Source organism: Streptomyces sp. CA-288835 (genome assembly GCF_050936385.1).
In the GTDB taxonomy this organism is placed as follows: domain Bacteria; phylum Actinomycetota; class Actinomycetes; order Streptomycetales; family Streptomycetaceae; genus Streptomyces.
Map to the genome: position 1 here is coordinate 5,420,681 of NZ_JBNJMW010000001.1, position 21,320 is coordinate 5,442,000.

Below are 21,320 nucleotides of genomic sequence, written 5' to 3' on the forward strand. Positions count from 1 at the left end.
GAACGCGACGAGAGCGAGATGAGCGACCATGGAGCAGCGCGCCGTCGACGACTGGGAAGCGCGTTCCGTCGGGGACATCGTGGGCGAGGCGCTCACCGCTCGCGCCAACATCGACGAACACGGCACCGTGACCGGGTGGAGCGAGGGCGCCGAGCACCTGCTCGGGTACACGTCGGCGCAGATTCTGGGCCGGCCGGCGGCCTCACTCCTCGCCGAGGAGCCCACGACGAGCGACCTCCCTGCCTTCTCGGAACTACCGAGGTGGCACGGCACGCTCGGTCTCCGGCACCGCGACGGCCATCGCCTGGAGGCGAGGGTCCTGGCGCATCACAGGACGCCGGACGACGGGACCCGCGACTGGCTCCTGGTCTCCGCCGTGACCGGAGTGCAGCCCCGTCGTGACGACGAGGCGCTGGTGCGGCGGGGTTTGCTCGACTCCCCGTGCTGCGCGACCTCGGTGTACGACACGGACCTGCGCTTCCGCCGGTCCAACCGGTCCGGGCAGGCCTCACTGGGCCTGAGCGACGACGACATGCGTGGGCTGCGGCTGAGCGACGTGCTCCCCGAACCGATCGCGGAGGTCGTGGAGCGGCTGATGGTGCGGGCCATGGAAACCGGCGAGACGCAGTACATGGAGAACCACGCGCGCGCCCCCGGCGAGGCCCGTGAGCACGCATGGTCGGTTCACCTCTACCGCCTGGAGGACCCGGACGGCCGCGTCCTGGGCGTGGCGTCCACCGGGCACGACATGACCGAGCAGTACTGGGCCCGCAAGCGCCTCCAGCTGATCGCCGAGGCCAGTAGCCGTATCGGCAGCACGCTCGACGTGACGCGGACGGCGCAGGAGCTGGCGGACGTGGCGGTTCCGGGACTCGCCGACTTCATCAGCGTCGATCTCCTGGCGTCCCTCGACGACCTGCCCGAGCAGCCTCCGGAAGCGCTGACGGCGGGCGGCCGCCTCATGCTGCGGCGCATCGCCCACCGATCCGTGTATCCGGGAAGCCCCGAGGCGGTCATCGCGCCGGGCGAGGTGGACGAGTACCCGGAGGGCTCCCCTCCGGCGGAGAGTCTGCGGTCGGGACGTGCCGTGCTGTACCAGGTGACCGAGCCGGCGATCGCCGACTGGGTGGCCGAGGATCCGCTCCGGTCCTCCCGGATCCGCGAGTTCGGCTTCCACTCGGTGATGACCGTGCCTCTGACGGCACGCGGAGCCACGCTGGGCGTCGTCGTCTTCGCTCGTCACCGGCACCCCGACCCGTTCCAGGAGGACGACCTGGTGCTGGCCGAGGAACTGGCGGCCCGGGCCGCGGTCTGCATCGACAACGCCCGCCGCTATACCCGCGAACGCAGCACGGCGGTAACCCTGCAGCGCAGCCTGCTGCCGCAGCGGCTGCCCGATCAGGCCGCGGTGGAGGTCGCCTTCCGCTACCTTCCGGCCGGTGCCCGGGCCGGGGTGGGCGGAGACTGGTTCGACGTGATCCCGCTGTCCGGAGCCAGGGTGGCGCTGGTGGTGGGCGATGTGGTGGGCCACGGCATCCACGCCTCCGCGACCATGGGACGGCTGCGTACGGCCGTACGGACCCTCGCCGACATCGATCTGCCCCCGGACGAACTGCTCACTCACCTCGACGACCTGGTCGGCCGCCTGGCCTTGGAGGCGGAGGGCGCGGAGCGGACCGCCGGGAACGCCGAAGAAGGAGAGACGACGGGAGACGTCGGGGCGACCTGTCTCTACGCTGTGTACGACCCCGTCTCCCGCCGTTGCACACTGGCCCGGGCCGGGCATCCGCTCCCGGTCGTGGTGAGCCCCGACGGCACCGCGGAACTGCTCGCCGTTCCGGCGGGACCCCCGCTGGGCCTGGGCGGACTGCCCTTCGAGGCGATGGAGACGGAACTGCCGGAGGGCAGCCTGCTCACCCTCTACACCGACGGCCTCATCAGTTCCCGCGACCACGACATCGACGACGGCGTCTCCCTGCTGCAGCGGACCCTCGCCATTCCCACGGCCTCCCTGGACGTGCTGTGCGACACAGTGCTCGCCACCTTGCTTCCCGGTCGGCCCGCCGACGACGTGGCCCTCCTCGTCGCCCGCACCCGGGCGCTCAAGGCCGACCGGGTCGCGACCTGGGAGGTGGCCCCGGATCCCGCCACCGTCGCAGACGCCCGCAAGAACGCCGTCGGTCAGCTGGCGGAATGGGGCCTGGCTGATGCGGCCTTCGTGACCGAGCTGATCGTCAGCGAACTGGTCACCAACGCCATACGGCACGCCGAGCCGCCCATCCAGCTGCGTCTCATCCACGACCGGAGTCTCATCTGCGAGGTCTCGGACGCCAGCAGTACGGCACCCCACATGCGCCGAGCCCGCACCTACGACGAGGGCGGCCGAGGCCTGCTCCTGGTCGCTCAGCTGACCCGGCGCTGGGGCACCCGCCACACCACCAAGGGCAAGACGATCTGGGCGGAACAGAGTCTCGAGTACGGCTGATGCCCGCCTGCGGCAGCGCGATCAGCCACACACAACCCGCATCCGCCGAACGGCACCCCAGCCCACCACCCCCGTAAGCACCCCGCCCACCCGCCGGAGGCAGCCCGTTAGGCTGACCCCGTGAAGCTCCTCGTCATCGGCAGCGGTGCCCGCGAACACGCCCTGTGCCGCTCCCTCTCCCTCGATCCCGCCGTCACCGCCCTGCACTGCGCCCCCGGCAACGCGGGCATCGCCGAGGTGGCCGAGCTGCACCAGGTCGACGCCCTCGACGGCAAGGCCGTGGCCGCGCTGGCCACGGAACTCGACGCCGATCTGGTCGTCGTGGGCCCGGAGGCACCGCTCGTCGCGGGGGTCGCCGACGCCGTGCGCGATGCGGGCATCCCGGCGTTCGGCCCCTCCAAGGAGGCCGCGCAGCTCGAGGGCTCCAAGGCCTTCGCCAAGGAGGTGATGGCGGCCGCGGGTGTCCCGACCGCCCGCTCCTACGTCTGCACCACTCCCGACGAGGTCGAGGTGGCGCTCGACGCCTTCGGCGCTCCGTACGTCGTGAAGGACGACGGTCTCGCGGCCGGCAAGGGCGTTGTCGTCACGGGCGACCTCGAGACGGCCAGGGCGCACGCCAATGCATGCGACCGCGTGGTCATCGAGGAGTTCCTCGACGGCCCCGAAGTCTCGCTCTTCGCGATCACCGACGGCGAGACCGTCGTCCCGCTGCAGCCCGCCCAGGACTTCAAGCGGGCCCTGGACGGCGACGAGGGCCCCAACACCGGCGGCATGGGCGCGTACTCCCCCCTCCCGTGGGCGGAAGCCGACCTGGTCGAGGAGGTCATGAACACCGTCCTCCAGCCGACCGTCGACGAGTTGCGCCGTCGGGGCACCCCCTTCTCCGGCCTCCTCTATGCGGGTTTGGCGATCACCAGCAGGGGCGTACGGGTCATCGAGTTCAACGCCCGTTTCGGCGACCCCGAGACCCAGGTCGTCCTGGCCCGCCTGAAGACTCCGCTCGCGGGTGTCCTCCTGGCCGCCGCGCAGGGCACCCTCGCCGACTTCCCGGACCTGCGCTGGAGCGAGGACGCGGCCGTCACCGTGGTCATCGCCTCCCACAACTACCCCGCCACCCCGCGCACCGGCGACCCCATCGAGGGCCTCGACGAGGTGGCCGCACAGGACGCCCCGCATGCGTACGTCCTGCATGCCGGCACCAGGCGCGAAGGCGACGCGATCGTCAGCGCGGGCGGCCGTGTGCTCTCCGTCACGGCGAGCGGTACGGATCTGGCCCGGGCCCGCGAACGCGCATACGCGGCTGTCGACCGCATCCGCCTCGATGGCTCGCATCACCGCACGGACATCGCGGCCAAGGCGGCGGCCGGATCGTAACCCTCACCTCCTTCTCACCCTTCCCATCAGGCCTTTCTCACCCCTCCCGTCAGCCACCTCTCCCCAAAGCCATTCCATCGAGTGACTGATCCCCTATCCGGCTGACGTGGGCCGGAGCCCCAACTAGGGTGCGGCGCAAGCGGGTCCGGCACTTGGCCCACCGGCATTGCGATGTCAGTCCTGGGTGCCACAGTGGGGGAGTGAGCAACGCCATGGACGACCGCCGGCAGTGGCTGGGTATGCACGCGCCGGGCGGCAAGAGGGGGTGACACCGGACGTGTCCGGTACGGGTGTGGAGGTGAGCGCGCAGAGCGCGCGATCCCGGGCTCTCGCCGTGCTGCGTATCCGCAGCAGGGCGCTGGCCATCGCCCTGCTGCCCACGGCCTTCGCCGTCGTCCTGCTCGTCGCCGGAGCCATGGACCATGTGGAGGGCGCGGGCTGGCGGCTCGCGACCTGGATCCTGGCGGCCGTCGCATTTCTGGCACTCCTCGCCGCCGTGGGCATCGCCCTGGTCGTCGCCCGCTCCCGGCCGGCCGTGAGCCCCACGATCCCGATCCCGGAAGAGTCCGCGCCCGATCTGTACCGCATGGTGCGTGACCTGGCCGACCGTCTTGAGGTGCCCGCACCCTCCGCGATAGCGCTCACCCCGGACTGCGACAGCTGGCTGGAGGACCGCACCCACCGGGCCCACGGCCCACCCCGGCCCCAGTCCCCGGACGAGATAGCAGGCATACGCGGCCTCCAGACCCGTACGCCCGCCGCGCCCGTCCTCGTCATCGGCTCGCCCTTCCTGTGGTGGATGCGGGTCGGTGAGCTGCGCGCCGTCCTCGCACCGGTCGTCGCGGGTACGGGTCCGTCGGCGCATCCCGACATAGCGGCGGCCCGCCGTTTTGTACGGGGCCTCGACGCGGCGGTGGCGGTGACGGCCGCCCCCACGCGTGGACCCGTGCCGCATATGGCCCTCGCCGGTGTCGGCTGGGTCGCGCGTCTGCTCCTGCGCAGCTGCCGCGGCCATGCGGCGGAGATGGAGCGGGGCGTGGCGGCGGCGGCAGCCGACCGTGCACAGGCTGTGGACTACGGTCTGCGGATCGTCGCGCAGGAGCAGGTGGGGCTCGCGTATGCGGGTTGGGACCGGCTGCTGACCCGCGTCGCGCTGCCGGCCTGGCGTATGGGTCGCTGGCCGTCCCGCCTGGACGCGGGCGTCGTCGCGGCCCTCACCGAACTGTCCCGCCGAGACCGTCTCGCCGAGGGTTTCGCCTCCCGCCTCGGCGAGCGCCCGGCCTGCGACCTCCTCGAAGAGCCCGGCCTGATCGACGAGGCCGCCTCCCTCCTCGCCGCCCGTCTCTTTCACGGCGGCCCCGCCGAGCCCGGCCCCGACTGGTCTCCGGTGGACTGGGACGACTACCCCGACGAGGTCGTCGACCGCAAATGGCGCACGGACGCGGCGCGGCTCCACCGGGTCCTGGACGCGCAGGGCGTCAGCCGCTCCTCCGACCCGACGGCCTTGGCGCCTGGGGGGCCGACGCTGGCGCGGGTGATGGACCACTTGACCGGGGCGGGGGCCTCCGGCGGTTCGGCGGGTGATGGTTCGGCGGGCGGGGACGGTTCCGGGGGCGGTGACGGTTCGGCGGGCGGTGACACGGCGCGGGTTCCTCGGGAGGCGACGCCCGCCGAACCGGCCGCTACGCGCGACGCCGATGCGTACGGGGCCGCGGTTGCCGATGCCGATGCTGATGTAGAGGACGACGACGGAGGCGGCGTCGCCAATGCGCGGACCGCCGCGCTGGCGGCGGGGCTCAGCGCGGAGCTCGCCCGCGAGGAGGCTGCGGCGCCGGCGATACGTTCGGCGTCGCCGCCTGGCGCTGGTCCCCTCGGCCAGGGCGGTCCGGACGCCGCGCTCTGGGACGACGGAACGCTGCCGCTCTTTCCGCTTCAGCAGCCGCGGACGGCGCGTGAACTCCTCACCGACCACGTCACGGCGATGGTCTGCTGCGCCGCGATGGACACGGCGGGTGCGGTGCCAGGCCTCGACTGGCTGGACGGCCCGTCCCTCCTCATAAACGGCGAACGCTCCGCCGACCTCACACCGCGAGTCCTCGCCCTGATAGAGGTCGGCGACCCCTCGCCCCTACGGGACTGGCTCCTCCGCACAGGCATCCGCGCGGAGAAGCCAGTCCGACTGGTCTGAGGTCCGTTTTTGTCTGCGGCGCCCGTTGTGGCTGGTCGCGCAGTTCCCCGCGCCCCTGGGGTTCGTGGTGGGTGCGGGGCCGCGTCGGGGGTGTCCGTCCTCGGACCGGCGCGCGTTGCTGTTGGCTGGTAGAGGGTGCCGGTGTTGGCGCGCCGGCCGCTGCGGGCGCACACCCCCGCCCCGTCCCCTTGCCGCCGTGAGCGGCCGCGGGGCCACGGGGGAGGGGGCTCCCTCCCGGCGGGCATTCCGGGCCGCGGGCTTACTCGGGGCGCAGGCGCCTTCCGGGCACGGGCTGCTCGAGTGCGGGCCCCTTCCGGGCGGGGGTTTCGGCGCGCGTGCTCTTCGGGGGTACGGGCAGTCGCAGGCTGTTGCCTTTAGGGGCGCGGGGAACTGCGCGCCCAGCCCCAACGCACCCGCCCCCGCGACACAACTGTCACCCCCACCCCGGTAGGCACCCACCCACCCCACGAGCCAGCCCGCCCGGGGTAGGCACCCACCCGCCCCACGAGCCAGCCCGCCCGGGATAGGCACCCACCCGCCCCACGAGCCAGCCCGCCCGGGATAGGCACCCACCCGCCCCACGAACCCACCCACCCCGCCGAAGGCGCCCACCCACCCCGCCGGAGGCGCCCCACTCCCCGGCGGGGGCCTGGGGGCGCAGCCCCCAGTTTCGGGAAGGGGCGGGGCTGGGGAAAGAAACGCCCCGCCCACGAACGCCGCACCGCACAGGCACACGCGGAGCCAAGGCGAGCGATAACAACAAAACGTAACCACCCGCCTCCTTTATGTGATGTGCTGATACCGCGTCATTCGCGCAGCAAGGGCTTACGGGGGCACGAGGGAGGGGACAACGCATGGCCTCGGAGTACATCCGCCGCTGGGAATCGGGCGCACTGGCCCACGCCGTGACGGACCCCTTCGGCCAGGGCCCAGTCCCCTGGCTACGAGGCAGCGAGCACTACTTCGACGACACCGGCCAGGTAGTCCCCTGGTACGTGGACGTAGACGCGGACCCCACCACCCCCACGACCCCCCACACAACCCGCACAGCCACCCGCACCCCCAAGATCCCCACCCCCCGCTCCGCCGGAGGCCCCCGCTCGGCCGACGACGTCCACCGCCAGATCAAGGGCTTCACCTCCACCGGCGCGGCAGCCCCCGGCGAGGCCATCGACTTCCACATCACCGTCGACCCGCCCCAGCAGTTCAGCGTGGACATCTACCGCATCGGCCACTACGCCGGCGAAGGCGCCAGCAAGATCGCCACCAGCCCCCGCCTCCCCGGCATCGTGCAACCACCCCCGCTCACCGCCGACCGCACGGTCTCCTGCCACCACTGGTGGCTCTCCTGGCGCCTCCAGATCCCGAGTTACTGGAGCATCGGCGCCTACGTAGCCGTCCTCACCACCGTCGACGGCTACCGCTCCCACGTCCCCTTCACCGTCCGCGACACCCACCCCGCCGACCTGCTGCTTCTCCTCCCGGACGTCACCTGGCAGGCGTACAACCTGTATCCGGAGGACGGCCGCACCGGCGCGAGCCTCTACCACGCCTGGGACGAGAAGGGCCGGCTGCTCGGCGAGGCGGACGCCGCGACGACGGTCTCTTTCGACCGCCCGTATGCGGGAGCGGGCCTGCCCCTCCACGTCGGCCACGCCTACGACTTCATCCGCTGGGCCGAGCGCTACGGCTACGACCTCGCCTACGCCGACGCCCGCGACCTGCACGCCGGCCGCGTCGACCCCACCCGCTACCGCGGCCTCGTCTTCCCCGGCCACGACGAGTACTGGTCGGTGCCCATGCGCCGCACCACCGAACTCGCCCGCGAACACGGCACCTCGCTCGTCTTCCTCTCCGCCAACACCATGTACTGGCAGGCAGAGCTGAGCCCCTCCCCCTCAGGCGTCCCCGACCGCCTCCTCACCTGCCGAAAACGCCGCGGCCCCGGAAAACCAACCCTCTGGCGCGACATCGACCGCCCGGAGCAGGAACTGCTGGGCATCCAGTACGCGGGCCGGGTCCCCGAACCGCACCCCCTGGTCGTCCGCAACGCCGAGCACTGGCTGTGGGAGTCCACCGGCGCACACGAGGGCGACGAACTGAAAGGCCTGGTCGCAGGCGAGGCCGACCGCTACTTCCCACGCACCCCGCTCCCCGAGCACCAGGGCCGTATCCTTCTGGCCCACTCCCCGTACCGCGACGCCGAGGGCGCCCTCCGTCACCAGGAGACGTCCCTGTACCGCGCCCCCTCCGGCGCCCTCGTCTTCGCCTCCGGCACCTTCGCCTGGTCCCCGGCCCTGGACCGCCCGGGCCACGTCGACGAACGCATCCAGCGAGCCACGGCCAACCTCCTGGACCGCATCTGCAAGCGCGACTGACCGACGACGGCCGAGCCCCGGCACCCCTCCCGACGAGCCCCAACGCGAAATGCACCCCCCGCATACGGGAGAATCGACCCCACCAGCACGTCACCGCGGGGAGGAACCGTGTCCGGATTCGTCGACAAGCCCGAGCCGATCGAGGTCCCGGGCCTGGTGCATCTGCACACCGGCAAGGTGCGCGAGCTGTACCAGAACGAGGCCGGCGACCTCGTGATGGTCGCCAGCGACCGCATCTCCGCATACGACTGGGTGCTCCCCACCGAGATCCCCGACAAGGGCCGCGTCCTGACGCAGCTCTCCCTGTGGTGGTTCGACCAGATCGCCGACCTGGTCCCCCACCACGTCCTGAGCACCGACCTGCCGCCCGGCGCCCCCGCCGACTGGGAGGGCCGTACGGTCGTCTGCAAATCCCTGCGGATGATCCCCGTCGAGTGCGTCGCCCGCGGCTATCTCACCGGCTCCGGCCTCGCCGAGTACCAGGAGACCCGCACCGTCTGCGGCCTCGCCCTCCCCGAGGGCCTGTCCGACGGCTCGGAACTGCCCGCCCCGATCTTCACGCCCGCCACGAAGGCGGAGGTCGGCGAGCACGACGAGAATGTCTCGTACGAGGAAGTCGCCCGGCAGGTCGGAGCGGAGACCGCCGCGCAGCTGCGCCAGGCCACGCTCGCCGTCTACAGCCGCGGCCGCGACATCGCCCGCGATCGCGGGATCATCCTCGCGGACACGAAGTTCGAGTTCGGCTACGACGGCGAACGCCTCGTCATCGCCGACGAGGTGCTGACCCCCGACTCCTCCCGCTTCTGGCCCGCCGACCAGTGGCAGCCGGGCCGCCCGCAGCCCTCGCACGACAAGCAGTACGTACGCGACTGGCTGACCTCCGCCGACTCCGGCTGGGACCGGGGGAGTGAGCAGCCCCCGCCGCCCCTGCCCGAGCAGGTCGTCTCAGCGACCCGCGCCAAGTACGTGGAGGCGTACGAGCGCCTGACCGGCACCAGCTGGTCGTAAAGCCTGGTCGTAGACAAGAAGAAGCCCCCGGCCGAATAACCGGGGGCTCCTCTTCCTGAGCGGACGACGAGGTTCGAACTCGCGACCTCAACCTTGGCAAGGTTGCGCTCTACCAGCTGAGCTACGTCCGCACTGCGCGTTGCGCGAAAGCCACTATACCCAACCTCGCTCCCGCGCGAGCCGCGCCGCCGTATGCCGATTCTCGGCCCCCAGCTTGGACGCGGCCGACGACAGATAGTTGCGTACGGTGCCCTGCGACAGCGCCGCCCGTTCCGCGATCTCCGCGACGGGCGCCCCCTCTGCCGCGAGCTCCAGCACCTCTGCCTCGCGCTCGGTCAGCGGCGAATCGCCGGCGGAGATCGCGTCGGCCGCCAACTCCGGGTCCACATAACGGTTCCCTGCATGCACGGTACGGATGATCTCCGCGAGCTTCTGCGCGCTGACGGTCTTGGGCACGAAGCCCCGCACCCCCGCCCCAAGAGCCCGCTTCAAATGGCCCGGCCGCCCGTGACTCGTCACGATCAGCACCCGGCACGCGGGCAGTTCGGCTCGCAGCGATGTGGCCACCTTCACACCGTCCGCACCGGGCATCTGAAGATCCAGTACGGCCACGTCGGGCGCATGAGCCCGAGCCATGGCCAAGGCCTCGGGCCCCGAAGCCGCCTCCGCCACCACGAGCAGATCGTCCTCCAGCCCGAGCAGCGCGGCCATCGCCCCCCGAATCAGATGCTCATCATCGGCAAGCAACAGCCGAACCCGCTGTACGGCCCTCATGAGGCAAACCCTCCGCTGATCCCGTCACCCGTCGCTTTACGCACCGGCCTTGGACCGGAGGACAACAGGGGCGCAGAAGACGATGTCGCCGAAGGCGAAGCCGGGGAAGACGCAGCCGAACCCGACGAAGACGCCAGAGGCGGCAACGCCGACGAAGACAACGGCACCCGAGCCACCACCCGAAACACCCCGCCCCCCGCAGGCCCCGCCTCCAGCGTCCCGTCCACCACCGAGAGCCGCTCCCGCAACCCAGCAAGCCCGGAACCCGTGCCGCTCCCGCTCCCGCCCCGCGAATCCGACGGCGCCCCGTCGTTCTCCACAGTCAGTACGACGAAACCGTCCGCCACCCGCAGCGACACATCACACCGCTCGGCGTTCCCATGCCGCAGCACATTCGTGGTCGCCTCCCGCACGACCCAGCCGAGCGCCGACTGGACCGCCGGGGGTAGCCCAGCAGGAGAGCCGGTCACCGTGCAGTTGACCCCGGCCGCGTTCAACACCCCCTGTGCACCGGCGAGTTCGGCACCGAGCTCGGCCTCGCGGTAGCCGCGTACGACCTCCCGTACTTCCTTCTGCGACTCCTGCGCTATCCGCTGCACCTCGATCATCTGCTCCACGGCTTCCGGCCGCTCACGCCGCGCGAGCTGCACGGCGAGCTCGCTCTTGAGGGCTATCACGGCCAGATTCCGTCCCATCACATCGTGCAGATCCCGCCCGAACCGCAGCCGCTCCTCGGCAACAGCGAGCCGGGTCTTGGTCTCACGGGCCGCGTCGAGCTCGTAGACGGCGTTGAGCAGCCAGACGGAGAACGCGGCCATGAAGGTGTAGAACCCGGCGGCGAGCAGCACCGCCCCGACCGTGATGAGTGCCGCGAGCGCGTGGACGCCCAGCGCCCAGGAGTAGGCGCCGGTGCCCAGGGCGAAGCCGAGGGCTGTGTACACCATGCGCCGCGTCTCACGTACCGCCAACGTGAGTATGCCGGTCCCCCAGCCCAGGACACCGGTGAACATCGCCACCGCTGCCCCGGCCTTGTCGCCATCCGCGGGACCGCGCGTCGCAACGGCGATGGCCACCATGGCGACCACGGCGGTGGTGACCGCGAGTACCCACAGCAGCCGCACCGGCCGCGCCCGGGTGCCACGGATCCAGTCCAGGGCCCGCGACGCGAACACCGCGCTGAGCGCCGCATGCCCGACGACCATCAGGAACAGCACCCAGGACAGGGACGGGGGCATCGCCCCCAAGACCGGCAGCCCGAAGGTGGCGACCTCCACGAGCGCGAGGAAGTGGAACGACCAGCGCGTATACGTCTCCACCTTCGCCGGAGTGCTCTTCCCCCGCCACCAACTCCCGGCCCCGCGCATCTCCTTGCCCCCTGTACGTAAGCCGTCACCGCCGCGATTCCCCCGCAACCACCGTCGCACAGCAGACGAGCAGGAGCAGTGCACGCTGTCATCACTGCCCATGACAAATGTCATCCACCCAAGAGCACGAAAAGACCCCGGTCGCTGTGACCGGGGCCTTATCTCTGAACTTCTGACCTGGAGCGGACGACGAGGTTCGAACTCGCGACCTCAACCTTGGCAAGGTTGCGCTCTACCAACTGAGCTACGTCCGCATTGCATCCGACCGGCTCTCACCGATCGGCGCGAGCACCACCTTACCTGATCCAAAAGGATGCCCGGTAAGAGATGCAGAGCGGGTGACAGGAATTGCACACTGCGCCTTCCCCCTGGAAGGGGGATGTTCTACTACTGAACTACACCCGCGTAACTCCGTGAGCTGTTGCCTTTCGGCCCGGCCCTTCGGCGTGCTCCAGACTCTAGCTGATCGGACTGGGTGCCGCGCAAGTCGGTTGTCCCCAGGGCCCGCTGACGTAGCCGACGGGCCCTGGAGTGCCCCTCACTGAGCCGCGGTGAACGCCTCGTAGACCTTCTTCGGGATCCGTCCCCGTGCCGGTACGTCCATCTTGTTGGACTGGGCCCAGGCCCGCACGGCCGCCGGGTCGGGAGCCACCGCCGTCTGCCGGTAGGCCTTGCCGGAGCGGGAGCGCTTGCGGCCGGCCTCCACGTAGGGCGCGAGCGCCTTGCGCAGTTCCTTGGCGTTCGTTTGGTTGAGGTCGATCTCGTACGACTTGCCGTCCAGACCGAAGGCGATCGTTTCCGCCGCTTCCGAGCCGTCGATGTCGTCGAAGAGAGTGACTACGACACGCTGCGCCACGAATATCGGTCCCTTCGTGCGGCATCTCTGGCGGCGACGTTGCGATGACGTGCACGGATGCCGACTGTTGGCTGATTTATTGAGAGGTATGGGGTCCGTGAAGTGCACGGACTCATGGATCGAGCGAACGGGCAAAGTATCGCCTATTGCCAATTCCGCTGTACAGCTTCTGTTGTACAGCGTGTGCTGTACTGCTTCCGTTGTGCAGCCCTCGCTCAATGCAATGTGAAGCATGACTTAATCGGTATCGGTGTCCGACCGCAATAGGGTTCCAGATGTTGATCCGGATCTTTCCCTGGATTTTCCGTGAAGGAAGCCTGTTGATGCGGAATCGTGATGGCCGTCACGTAGATTCCTACCAATCTACTCGCGTAGAAATCTGGGCCGGGTAGTCTGAAGGAACCTGCTCAGCACCACACACCGGGAGTGCCAGTGGCACGCGTCGTAGTCGACGTCATGCTCAAGCCGGAGATCCTCGACCCCCAGGGCCAGGCGGTGCAGCGTGCACTGCCGCGCCTCGGTTTCCAGGGCATCTCCGACGTACGTCAGGGAAAGCGCTTCGAGCTCGAGGTGGACGGGCCGGTCGACGACACCGTGCTCGCCCGCATCCATGAACTCGCCGAATCCTTCCTCGCCAACACCGTGATCGAGGACTTCGCCGTCAAGGTGGAGGAAGTGAAGGCGGAGGCAGGAAAGTGACCGCTCGTATTGGCGTCGTCACATTTCCCGGCAGCCTCGACGACCGGGACACACAGCGTGCGATCCGGCTCGCGGGTGCCGAGCCCGTGGCGCTGTGGCACAAGGACAAGGACCTCAAGCAGGTCGACGCCGTGGTGTTGTGCGGCGGTTTCTCCTATGGCGACTATCTGCGCGCCGGTGCCATCGCGCGCTTCTCGCCGGTGATGGAGACCGTCATCGAGCAGGCGAAATCGGAAATGCCGGTGCTCGGCATCTGCAACGGTTTCCAGATCCTCACCGAGGCCCACCTTCTCCCCGGCGGGATGCTCGGAAATGATCACCTCCACTTCATCTGCCGCGACCAGAAGCTGCGGGTGGAGAACACGGAAACGGCCTGGACCGTCGACTATGAAGCGGGCCAGGAGATCAACATCCCGCTGAAGAACATGGACGGGCGGTACGTCGCCGACGAGCGCACCCTCGACATGCTGGAGGCGGAGGGCCGGGTCGCCTTCCGTTACCTGGACTTCAACCCCAACGGCTCGATGCGCGACATCGCCGGAATCAGCAACGAGGCCGGCAACGTCGTAGGCCTGATGCCCCACCCGGAGCACGCCGTGGAGCCCCTCATCGGGACCGGCCGCACCGACGGCCTCCCCTTCTTCACCTCGATCCTCAAGAAGCTGGTCAACGTATGAGCCGCACTCCTCTGGACACGGTCGAGCACGCGGCCGCGACCCCGGACGTCGAGCTGCCCTGGGCCGAACTGGGCCTGAAGAAGGACGAGTACGAGCGCGTCGTGGAGATCCTCGGCCGCCGGCCCACCGGTGCCGAGCTCGCCATGTACTCGGTCATGTGGTCCGAGCACTGCTCGTACAAGAGCAGCAAGGTGCACCTGCGCCAGTTCGGCGAGAAGGCGCCGCAGTCCGACGCGCTGCTCGTCGGTATCGGTGAGAACGCGGGCGTCGTCGACGTCGGCCAGGGTTACGCGGTCACCTTCAAGGTCGAGTCGCACAACCACCCCTCGTACGTCGAGCCCTATCAGGGTGCGGCCACGGGTGTCGGCGGCATCGTGCGCGACATCATCGCGATGGGGGCGCGGCCGGTCGCCGTCGTGGACCCGCTCCGTTTCGGCGCGGCGGACCACCCGGACACCAAGCGCGTACTCCCCGGTGTCGTCGCCGGCATCGGCGGTTACGGCAACTGCCTGGGCCTGCCGAACATCGGCGGCGAGGTCGTCTTCGACGCCTGCTACCAGGGAAACCCGCTGGTCAATGCCGGTGCCATCGGTGTCATGCGGCACGAGGACATCCACCTCGCGAAGGCGTCCGGCGCGGGCAACAAGGTCATCCTGTACGGGGCTCGTACGGGCGGTGACGGCATCGGCGGCGCCTCGATCCTGGCGAGCGAGACGTTCGACGACGCGAAGCCCTCGAAGCGCCCCGCCGTCCAGGTCGGCGACCCCTTCCAGGAGAAGCTGCTCATCGAGTGCACCCTGGAGGCGTTCAAGGAGAAGCTGGTCGTCGGCATCCAGGACCTGGGTGCGGCCGGACTGTCCTGTGCGACCAGCGAGTTGGCGTCCAACGGTTCCGGCGGTATGCGCGTGACCCTGGACGACGTACCCCTTCGTGACTCGACCCTCTCGCCCGAGGAAATCCTCATGAGCGAGTCGCAGGAACGCATGTGCGCGGTCGTGGAGCCGGAGAAGGTCGACCGGTTCCTGGAGATCTGCGACAAGTGGGACGTCATCGCGACCGTCATCGGTGAGGTGACCGACGGCGACCGGCTCGAGATCTACTGGCACGGCGGCAAGATCGTCGACGTCGACCCGCGCACGGTCGCACACGACGGTCCGGTCTACGAGCGCCCGTACGCCCGTCCGTCCTGGCAGGACGCCCTCCAGGCGGACGATGCCAACAAGCTTCCGCGACCGGCCAGTTCGGACGAGCTGAAGGACCAGGTCCTGAAGCTGGTGGCCTCCCCGAACCAGGCCTCCAAGTCCTGGATCACCTCCCAGTACGACCACTTCGTGCAGGGCAATACGGTGCTGGCGCAGCCCGAGGACTCGGGCATGATCCGTATCGACGAGGCGTCCGGCCTCGGCGTCGCGATCGCCACGGACGGCAACGGGCGGTACGCGAAGCTCGACCCGTACACGGGCGCGCAGTTGGCGCTCGCGGAGGCGTACCGCAATGTCGCCACCACCGGCGCCAAGCCGCTCGCCGTCTCCGACTGCCTGAACTTCGGTTCGCCCGAAGACCCGGCGGTGATGTGGCAGTTCGCGGAGGCCATCCGCGGACTGGCCGACGCCTGCCAGCAGTTGGGCACTCCGGTGACCGGCGGCAACGTCTCGCTCTACAACCAGACCGGCGAGGCGGCCATCCACCCGACCCCGGTCGTGGCCGTACTCGGCGTGATCGACGACGTCGCCCGCCGTACGCCGGTGGCCTTCCAGGAGGAGGGCCAGCTGCTGTACCTCCTCGGTGACACCCGTGAGGAGTTCGGCGGTTCGGCCTGGTCACAGGTGGTCCACGATCACCTCGGCGGCCTCCCGCCCCAGGTGGACCTGGAGCGCGAGCGGCTGCTGGCCGAGATCCTGATCTCCGCCTCCCGCGACGGAATGATCGACTCCGCGCACGACCTGTCCGACGGCGGTCTGATCCAGGCGGTCGTCGAGTCGGCGCTGCTGGGCGGGAAGGGCGCGCGCCTGATCGTCCCGGACGGCCTCGACGCCTTCACCTTCCTCCTCTCGGAGTCGGCGGGCCGTGCGGTCGTCGCCGTACCGCGCTCGGAGGAGCTCCGCTTCAACGACATGTGCGGCGCGCGGGGCCTGCCGGCCACCCGTATCGGTGTCGTGGACGGTGATGTGGTCGAGGTCCAGGGCGAGTTCACGCTCACGCTGGACGAGCTGCGCGAGGCGCACGAGGGGACGATTCCGGCGATCCTGGCCTGACAGGTCGGTCCGGTTCGACCGATTCGACCGAAGCCCCGCGCCCGGAATCTCAGTGACGGACGCGACGGTCTCCCCATTACACGGGTGAGACCGTCGCCTCCGGGGACCTGCGGCAGGATCAGTTCCGGGTGATGGGCCACGAAGTGATGCTCTGCCACGGGGCGCAGTCCGCGGTTGTTTCGGTGCCCTTGCATACAGTCAGGCGGCCGGTCGTGGTGAGCCCGTAGCTCTGGCGGACGTTCACGTCGACGGTGTCAGTGCCGCACACCTCTGTGTGCTTGCGGGGTGGCCCCGGCGCCAGGTCGAAGGTGAACTGCGTCCACAGCGAGTAGCAGTCTTCGCCGGTGTTGGACAACGTTCCGCTTACGACCAAGTTCCTTGAGAAACCGGTGCTTCCGGGCTCGGTCCATCGCTCCCCCGTGGCCGTGGCCGATCCATGGTCGACTGACCATGGGACGGTGGCAGTCCGAGAGCCAGTCGCTGCACTGGCGGCAGGGACCGCTGCGGTGAGGATCGCGGTCGCCGCCGCAGCGGACACCCATATGTGTCTTCGCATCAGGTGAGCTCCTTGTGTCTGGGGGACAGGTCGGGAGGGGTCCGTACGCCGTAGTGACGGCGCAGTGCAGACAGTGCGGCAATTGCAGTCAGCGCTCCAGCGATGACGAACTCGGCGGCAGACGTGGCGCAGCCCGTTGCGCAGTCGGTCTGCAAGTCATGTGGAACGGTCTGGCAGGGGCGAGATAGCAACGCAGTGCGTGGTGTCTTCGGGAACACCGGTGTGTTCCACGCCGTCGTCGTCGCGGTAGCGCCATGCGAACGGCACTCCTCGTGCCGTCATCACATCCGGGCCGTCCATGAGCTGGAAGTGCAGGTGCGGCTCGGATGAGTTGCCGGAGTTGCCGCATTCGGCGATCTCCTGGCCCGCCGTCACCCGGTCGCCCACGGCCACGCTCAGCGAGCCGCGCCGCAGGTGTGCGAAGGCCGCGTACACGCCATTGCCGAGGTCCAGGATGATGTAGTTCCCCATCAAGTGGCTCGGCCAGCCGAGACTGCGGATGAAGCCCTCCAGGTAGAGGAAGAGGAAGGCGGGGAACGACATACGCGACAGATGGTCCCGCTGTCGTCCCGCGGTCGCAACGACGACTCCGTCGGCGGGTGCGAGCAGCGGCATGCCGTAGGTGGGGTACAGGCGGGGGCTCCGGGCGAGTGGCCAGAGCCAGCGGAAAGGCGGTGCCACCGGCGTGACTCCTTCGCCGCTTCCGCTTACTTCGGGTACGTACTTCAGATCAATGGCGTACGTCTGCGCATGGCTGTGTGTGTGACTGGGGACCTTTGTGGCCGGGCCGTTGAGCGCCAGCCAGCGCCCGGTGACAGGGACGCGGAGGAGTAACGGCTCGCGGTCCAGGGGCGGGCGCTGGGCGCGGATCAGCGTCACGCGCATGATCTGGCCGACGGCCAGCAGCGCCACGCCGGTGTACCAGAGCGGGCCGATCCCTTGCGCATTCACCACAATGCACAAGGCGCCGGCAGCGAACACCAGGCCGTAGCGCTTCCACAGCATCACGAGCATGTGCACCTCTTTGCAGGTGTGTCAGTTCGGGCAGTGTCCGCATCCTGTCATGGTGGAGCGGCAGGTTCCGGGGTCGGCCGTTATGAGGCTCCGATGGGGGTCAACTGCTGGCTGGCCAGCCGACGGTAGGTGGAGTCACTCTCCATCAGATCCAGGTGATCGCCCCGGGCCCTCAGCCGGCCTTCCTCGATAACGAGGATGTGGTCGGCGCTTGCGGTGGTGGAAATGCGGTGGGCGATCGTGAGCACTTGGCAGTTGGCGCCGATGGTGGTGAGGGCGGAGCGCAGTGCGGTCTCGGAGTCCGAGTCGAGGTTCGACGTGACCTCGTCCAGGAGGAGGACCGCGGGGCGGGTCAGGAGGGCCCGGGCGATGGCCAGACGCTGCTGCTGGCCGCCGGAGAGCCCTATTCCGCCCTCCCCGAGGTTGGTATCAAGGCCGTCCGGCAGGGCGGCGATAACGTCAGTGAGATGGGCCGCCTCCACGGCCTGGGCGATCTGTTCCGCTGTGGCCTCGGGCCTGGCGTAGACGAGGTTCTCCCGGACGGTGCCCCGCATGAGCGGGGAGTCCTGCTCGACCAGGCCGATGCGGGAGCGGAGTTCCCGCATCGGCAGGAGGGAGACGTCCTCGCCCGAGATCCGGATCGTCCCCTTGTCGGGGTCGTAGAAGCGTTCGATCAGCTGGAACAGTGTGGACTTGCCCGCGCCCGACGGTCCGACGATCGCGGTGATGCCGGTGGCGGGGAGCGTGAACGAGACGTCGTCGAGGGCTCGGGGCGCGGTGTCGGAGTAGCTGAAGGTGACGTTCTGGAACTCGACGGCGGCGGTGCCGTCGGCCTTGTCCCGGTCCCGCGCCACCCCAGGTCCTGCCGGGGCCTCGACGGTCTCCTGGTCGACGGTGGCGAGGTCGTTGACACGGTCGATGGCGGCCCGGCCCTGCTGGAACTCCCCGAGCGACATGAAGAGCGTCACCAGCGGTGAGACGAGATAGAAGAGGTACATGATGAACGAGGTGAGGTCCGCGGCCGGGAGGGATCCCGTGGCGGTGCGGGCCATGCCCCAAGTGATCACCACTGCGAGGGACACCTGGGTGCCCACGTTCATCGCGGGCATCAGCATCGCCGACAGCCGGGTCACCCGGATTCCGCTGCCGCGTGCGGCGTTGGCGAGCGCGTCGATCCGCTCGGCTTCACGGCCCTCGGCGCCGGAGGCCTTGACCGTGGTGAGCGCGCCGAGGACCCGTAGGAGTCCGGAGCCGTAGTCGCTGGTGTCCTCGCGGTTCTGGACCGCCGCCTTGCGGACCGCTCTGGCCAGGAACAGCGCGAGGGTGGACGCGGCGCCGAGACAGCCCGCGGTAACCAGGAGCAGCCGCCAGTCGATCCAGGCCATGACGGCGATGCAGCCGACGGTGGTGAAGCCTGCCGTGATCATCTGGGCGACGGACGAGGACAGGGCGATCCGGGCGAGCGAGGTGTCGGAGACGGTACGGGTGAACACGTCACCGTGCTCGAGCCTGTTGAAGGCCCGTATCCGGGAGTGGAGCAAGCGTCCTGTCAGGGTGGAGCGCATGTCGAGGACGATGTTCTCGCCCGCCCGGCCGATGAGGTAGAAGTGCGTGGCGGCGAGCACCGCGTCCGCGACGAACAGGGCGGCTATGGACACGATCGGCCAGGTCACCGACTTGTCCAGGGAGACGGCTTCGATCAGATCGCCGATGAGGAGCGGCTGCACGAGGGTCGCGGCGGTACCGCCCAGACCGAGGAGGATGCCGACGGCGAGCAGTACCCGATGGCGTCGGACGATCGCGGAGAAGTTCACGACGCGCCCTGCCCGACGGAGATGGCCATGATCATTGCGATGCTCGCAGCGAAGACGATGCCCAGGGCCATCGCCCGTCTGGTGAACCGTCCGTTCTCCCGGAACACCGCGGACATGCTCGGCGCGGCGAAGACGAACGTGACCGCGAACCACATCGCACGGCTTGTTGTCATCACTGGGTTCCTCCCTTGTACTGCTCGCTCACACCGGCGGTGGCTCAGGCGCTCTTGGTGTACGTGGTCAGGAACATCGGGTACTGCTCGGTGTACGGGGATAGGTGCCAGTCGGAATAGCGGCCTTCGGGGGTGAGGCCGGCTGCCGTGGCGTATCCGTCGACCTCGTCGGGGGTCGTGAGGCGCGCAAGTTCACTGCCCACTCGGGTGCTGCCGTCGGACTCGTACCAGATGTGGGAGCACTGCCATATCTCGGGGGTGAGCGTGGAGTGGGTCTGCAGCCCCGTTCCCGGCTCCGGGTAGGGCGTGAAAAGGGTGGTGCGCGGCTGGCCGTCGTGGAGCGCCTCCACCGCGGGTCGGTTGCCCGTCTCCACCACCAACCGGCCACCAGGGGCCAGCAGTTCACCGGCGCGGCGCACCGTCTCCTGCTGGTCCTCGGGGCTGAGCACCATCGACAGCGTTCCGCACACCACATAGACCAGGCCGTATGTGCGGGTGTCGGTGTACGTGCGGATGTCCGCGTGCACGGAGACGACGTTCTCGCTCCCCGGGGCGTCGGCCAGTTGGGCGAGCATTTCCGGGGACGAGTCGACTCCGGTCACCTGTCCGGTCTTCTGGGAGAGCGGGACGGCGATGCGTCCGGTGCCGACCCCGAACTCGATGGTGCCGGCGTCGGGGTCGGGGTGGAGTCGTGCCAGGGCATCCGCGATGACCTGGGCGTCGGTGCCTCTGGGAAAGATCCGGTCGTACCACTTCGCGAACTGTGCGCCGTAGCCGATGTCTTCAACTGTGCTGGTCATTACGGGGTGTTCACTTCCCTTTGGCGGTGTCCGGGGGCCTGTCGCGGGTCAGGTGGGCCAGTAGCCGCTCCTGGTCTGCATCACGGAGCGGAGGAGGCGGACGCGTCCGTCGTCGGCGAACTCGCCGAAAGTGAAGACCTCCATCTCGCCCGCCCGGCGTCCGTTCTCCGAGGGCACCATGGAGTAGCGGGCGGCGAAGCGGTTGCCCTGGGCGAGCGCCGCGTGGACGTCCAGGGTGTAGTCGGGGCCCTTGTCGCGGGCCCCGGCGAGGGACTGCAGGACCGCGGGGCGTTGCATCGACGTGCCGTTGATGTACTGGACGGAGTCGGGGGTGTGGAACCGGTCGAAGGCCTCTTCAAGGGGCACGCTCGGGTCGTTGGCCAGCTCCGCGAAGGTCGTGAGGTAGGCCGCGGGGTCCGCCGGCGCACCGGTCGGTGTGCCGGCGGATGCCGCGTCGCTGTCCCATGTCTCGGTGTCGGAGCTGCCCCATCCGTAGGTCGACCGCGCGGTGGTGACGGTGGACGCGACGCGTCCGTCGTCGGCGAGGTCGGCGAAGATCACCACTTCGGTGTTGTGCCGTACCTGCATCACCAGGGGCTTGCTGATGGTGTAGCGGGCGGCGGCGCGGGTGCCGTCCACCACCGCCTCGTGGATCCACAGCTCGTACGGCGTCTGGTCGGCCCGCCACTGCGAAAGGTTCTTCAGCGTGGCGTCCCGGTCGAGCTGCTTCCGGTTGACCACATGGGTGGCGTCCGGGACGTGGTAGCGGTCCCAGACGTCCTCGAGGCTCTGCGCGGAGGCGAATCCGTCGGCGGTGTAGGTGCGGAGATAGCCGACGAAGTCGTCGGCGGGGATCGGGGCGGTGGTCATGGTGCGTACTCCAACGCTCTGTCGGTGGGGCGGTG

The 21,320-nt window shown here is 69.5% G+C and carries 16 protein-coding genes and 3 tRNA genes; 8 read left to right on the forward strand and 11 right to left on the reverse strand.

All coding sequences use genetic code 11. From position 1 onward, the window contains the following. Positions 1 to 28: 28 nt before the first annotated feature. The 5 genes from ACQEVY_RS24500 (at position 29) to ACQEVY_RS24520 (ending at position 9,433) form a co-directional block, all read left to right on the forward strand. On the forward strand, positions 29 to 2,485 hold the full coding sequence (locus ACQEVY_RS24500) for a SpoIIE family protein phosphatase (protein ID WP_432951617.1): 2,457 nt from the start codon (positions 29 to 31) through the stop codon (positions 2,483 to 2,485). A gap of 120 nt (positions 2,486 to 2,605) precedes the next feature. Further along, positions 2,606 to 3,859, forward strand: coding sequence for a phosphoribosylamine--glycine ligase (purD, locus tag ACQEVY_RS24505; protein ID WP_432951618.1), 1,254 nt, complete (start codon positions 2,606 to 2,608; stop codon positions 3,857 to 3,859). Between the two features lie 277 nt (positions 3,860 to 4,136). Further along, positions 4,137 to 6,047, forward strand: a complete 1,911-nt coding sequence (locus ACQEVY_RS24510) for a hypothetical protein (protein ID WP_432951619.1) — start codon at positions 4,137 to 4,139, stop codon at positions 6,045 to 6,047. A gap of 854 nt (positions 6,048 to 6,901) precedes the next feature. Continuing rightward, on the forward strand, positions 6,902 to 8,425 hold the full coding sequence (locus tag ACQEVY_RS24515) for a N,N-dimethylformamidase beta subunit family domain-containing protein (protein WP_432951620.1): 1,524 nt from the start codon (positions 6,902 to 6,904) through the stop codon (positions 8,423 to 8,425). 108 nt (positions 8,426 to 8,533) lie between these two features. Then, positions 8,534 to 9,433 (forward strand): phosphoribosylaminoimidazolesuccinocarboxamide synthase, encoded by a 900-nt coding sequence (locus ACQEVY_RS24520; protein ID WP_432951621.1) that lies wholly within the window; start codon positions 8,534 to 8,536, stop codon positions 9,431 to 9,433. Between the two features lie 58 nt (positions 9,434 to 9,491). Here the strand turns inward: ACQEVY_RS24520 and ACQEVY_RS24525 are convergent. The 6 genes from ACQEVY_RS24525 to ACQEVY_RS24550 form a co-directional block, all read right to left on the reverse strand. Next, a tRNA-Gly gene (locus ACQEVY_RS24525) sits at positions 9,492 to 9,564 on the reverse strand. A 22-nt stretch (positions 9,565 to 9,586) separates the two neighbouring features. After that, positions 9,587 to 10,207, reverse strand: coding sequence for a response regulator (locus ACQEVY_RS24530; protein WP_432951622.1), 621 nt, complete (start codon positions 10,205 to 10,207; stop codon positions 9,587 to 9,589). Continuing rightward, positions 10,204 to 11,571, reverse strand: a complete 1,368-nt coding sequence (locus tag ACQEVY_RS24535) for a sensor histidine kinase (protein ID WP_432951623.1) — start codon at positions 11,569 to 11,571, stop codon at positions 10,204 to 10,206. The genes ACQEVY_RS24530 and ACQEVY_RS24535 overlap by 4 nt, the downstream gene beginning before the upstream one ends. A 178-nt stretch (positions 11,572 to 11,749) precedes the next feature. Next, positions 11,750 to 11,825: transfer RNA gene (locus tag ACQEVY_RS24540), tRNA-Gly, on the reverse strand. A 79-nt stretch (positions 11,826 to 11,904) separates the two neighbouring features. Then, positions 11,905 to 11,976, reverse strand: a tRNA-Gly gene (locus tag ACQEVY_RS24545). Positions 11,977 to 12,109: 133 nt separating this feature from the next. Further along, on the reverse strand, positions 12,110 to 12,427 hold the full coding sequence (locus tag ACQEVY_RS24550) for a histone-like nucleoid-structuring protein Lsr2 (protein WP_432951624.1): 318 nt from the start codon (positions 12,425 to 12,427) through the stop codon (positions 12,110 to 12,112). Between the two features lie 432 nt (positions 12,428 to 12,859). Between ACQEVY_RS24550 and purS the strand changes: the two genes are divergently transcribed. Genes purS through purL form a run of 3 tightly spaced genes read left to right on the forward strand, consistent with a single transcriptional unit; the run spans position 12,860 to position 16,058 of the window. Beyond that, positions 12,860 to 13,126: a phosphoribosylformylglycinamidine synthase subunit PurS gene (gene purS / locus ACQEVY_RS24555; RefSeq protein ID WP_165342945.1), complete on the forward strand. Its 267-nt coding sequence runs from the start codon at positions 12,860 to 12,862 to the stop codon at positions 13,124 to 13,126. Continuing rightward, the gene (gene purQ, locus ACQEVY_RS24560; protein WP_432951625.1) at positions 13,123 to 13,803 is read left to right on the forward strand and encodes a phosphoribosylformylglycinamidine synthase subunit PurQ; all 681 of its coding nucleotides are present in this window, start codon (positions 13,123 to 13,125) and stop codon (positions 13,801 to 13,803) included. The genes purS and purQ overlap by 4 nt, the downstream gene beginning before the upstream one ends. Continuing rightward, positions 13,800 to 16,058, forward strand: coding sequence for a phosphoribosylformylglycinamidine synthase subunit PurL (gene purL, locus ACQEVY_RS24565; RefSeq protein ID WP_432951626.1), 2,259 nt, complete (start codon positions 13,800 to 13,802; stop codon positions 16,056 to 16,058). Before purQ ends, purL begins: the two co-directional genes overlap by 4 nt. 712 nt (positions 16,059 to 16,770) lie before the next feature. On the opposite strand, the gene ACQEVY_RS24570 is transcribed toward purL, so the two are convergent. The 5 genes from ACQEVY_RS24570 to ACQEVY_RS24590 form a co-directional block, all read right to left on the reverse strand. Beyond that, positions 16,771 to 17,628, reverse strand: coding sequence for a M23 family metallopeptidase (locus tag ACQEVY_RS24570; RefSeq protein WP_432951627.1), 858 nt, complete (start codon positions 17,626 to 17,628; stop codon positions 16,771 to 16,773). An 80-nt stretch (positions 17,629 to 17,708) separates the two neighbouring features. Further along, positions 17,709 to 19,442 (reverse strand): ABC transporter ATP-binding protein, encoded by a 1,734-nt coding sequence (locus ACQEVY_RS24575; RefSeq protein WP_432951628.1) that lies wholly within the window; start codon positions 19,440 to 19,442, stop codon positions 17,709 to 17,711. Further along, positions 19,439 to 19,615, reverse strand: a complete 177-nt coding sequence (locus tag ACQEVY_RS24580; RefSeq protein ID WP_266871447.1) for a hypothetical protein — start codon at positions 19,613 to 19,615, stop codon at positions 19,439 to 19,441. Before ACQEVY_RS24580 ends, ACQEVY_RS24575 begins: the two co-directional genes overlap by 4 nt. A gap of 44 nt (positions 19,616 to 19,659) precedes the next feature. Next, positions 19,660 to 20,415, reverse strand: a complete 756-nt coding sequence (locus ACQEVY_RS24585; protein ID WP_432951629.1) for a class I SAM-dependent DNA methyltransferase — start codon at positions 20,413 to 20,415, stop codon at positions 19,660 to 19,662. A 48-nt stretch (positions 20,416 to 20,463) separates the two neighbouring features. After that, positions 20,464 to 21,285 (reverse strand): nuclear transport factor 2 family protein, encoded by an 822-nt coding sequence (locus ACQEVY_RS24590; protein ID WP_432951630.1) that lies wholly within the window; start codon positions 21,283 to 21,285, stop codon positions 20,464 to 20,466. Between the last annotated feature and the right edge of the window lie 35 nt (positions 21,286 to 21,320).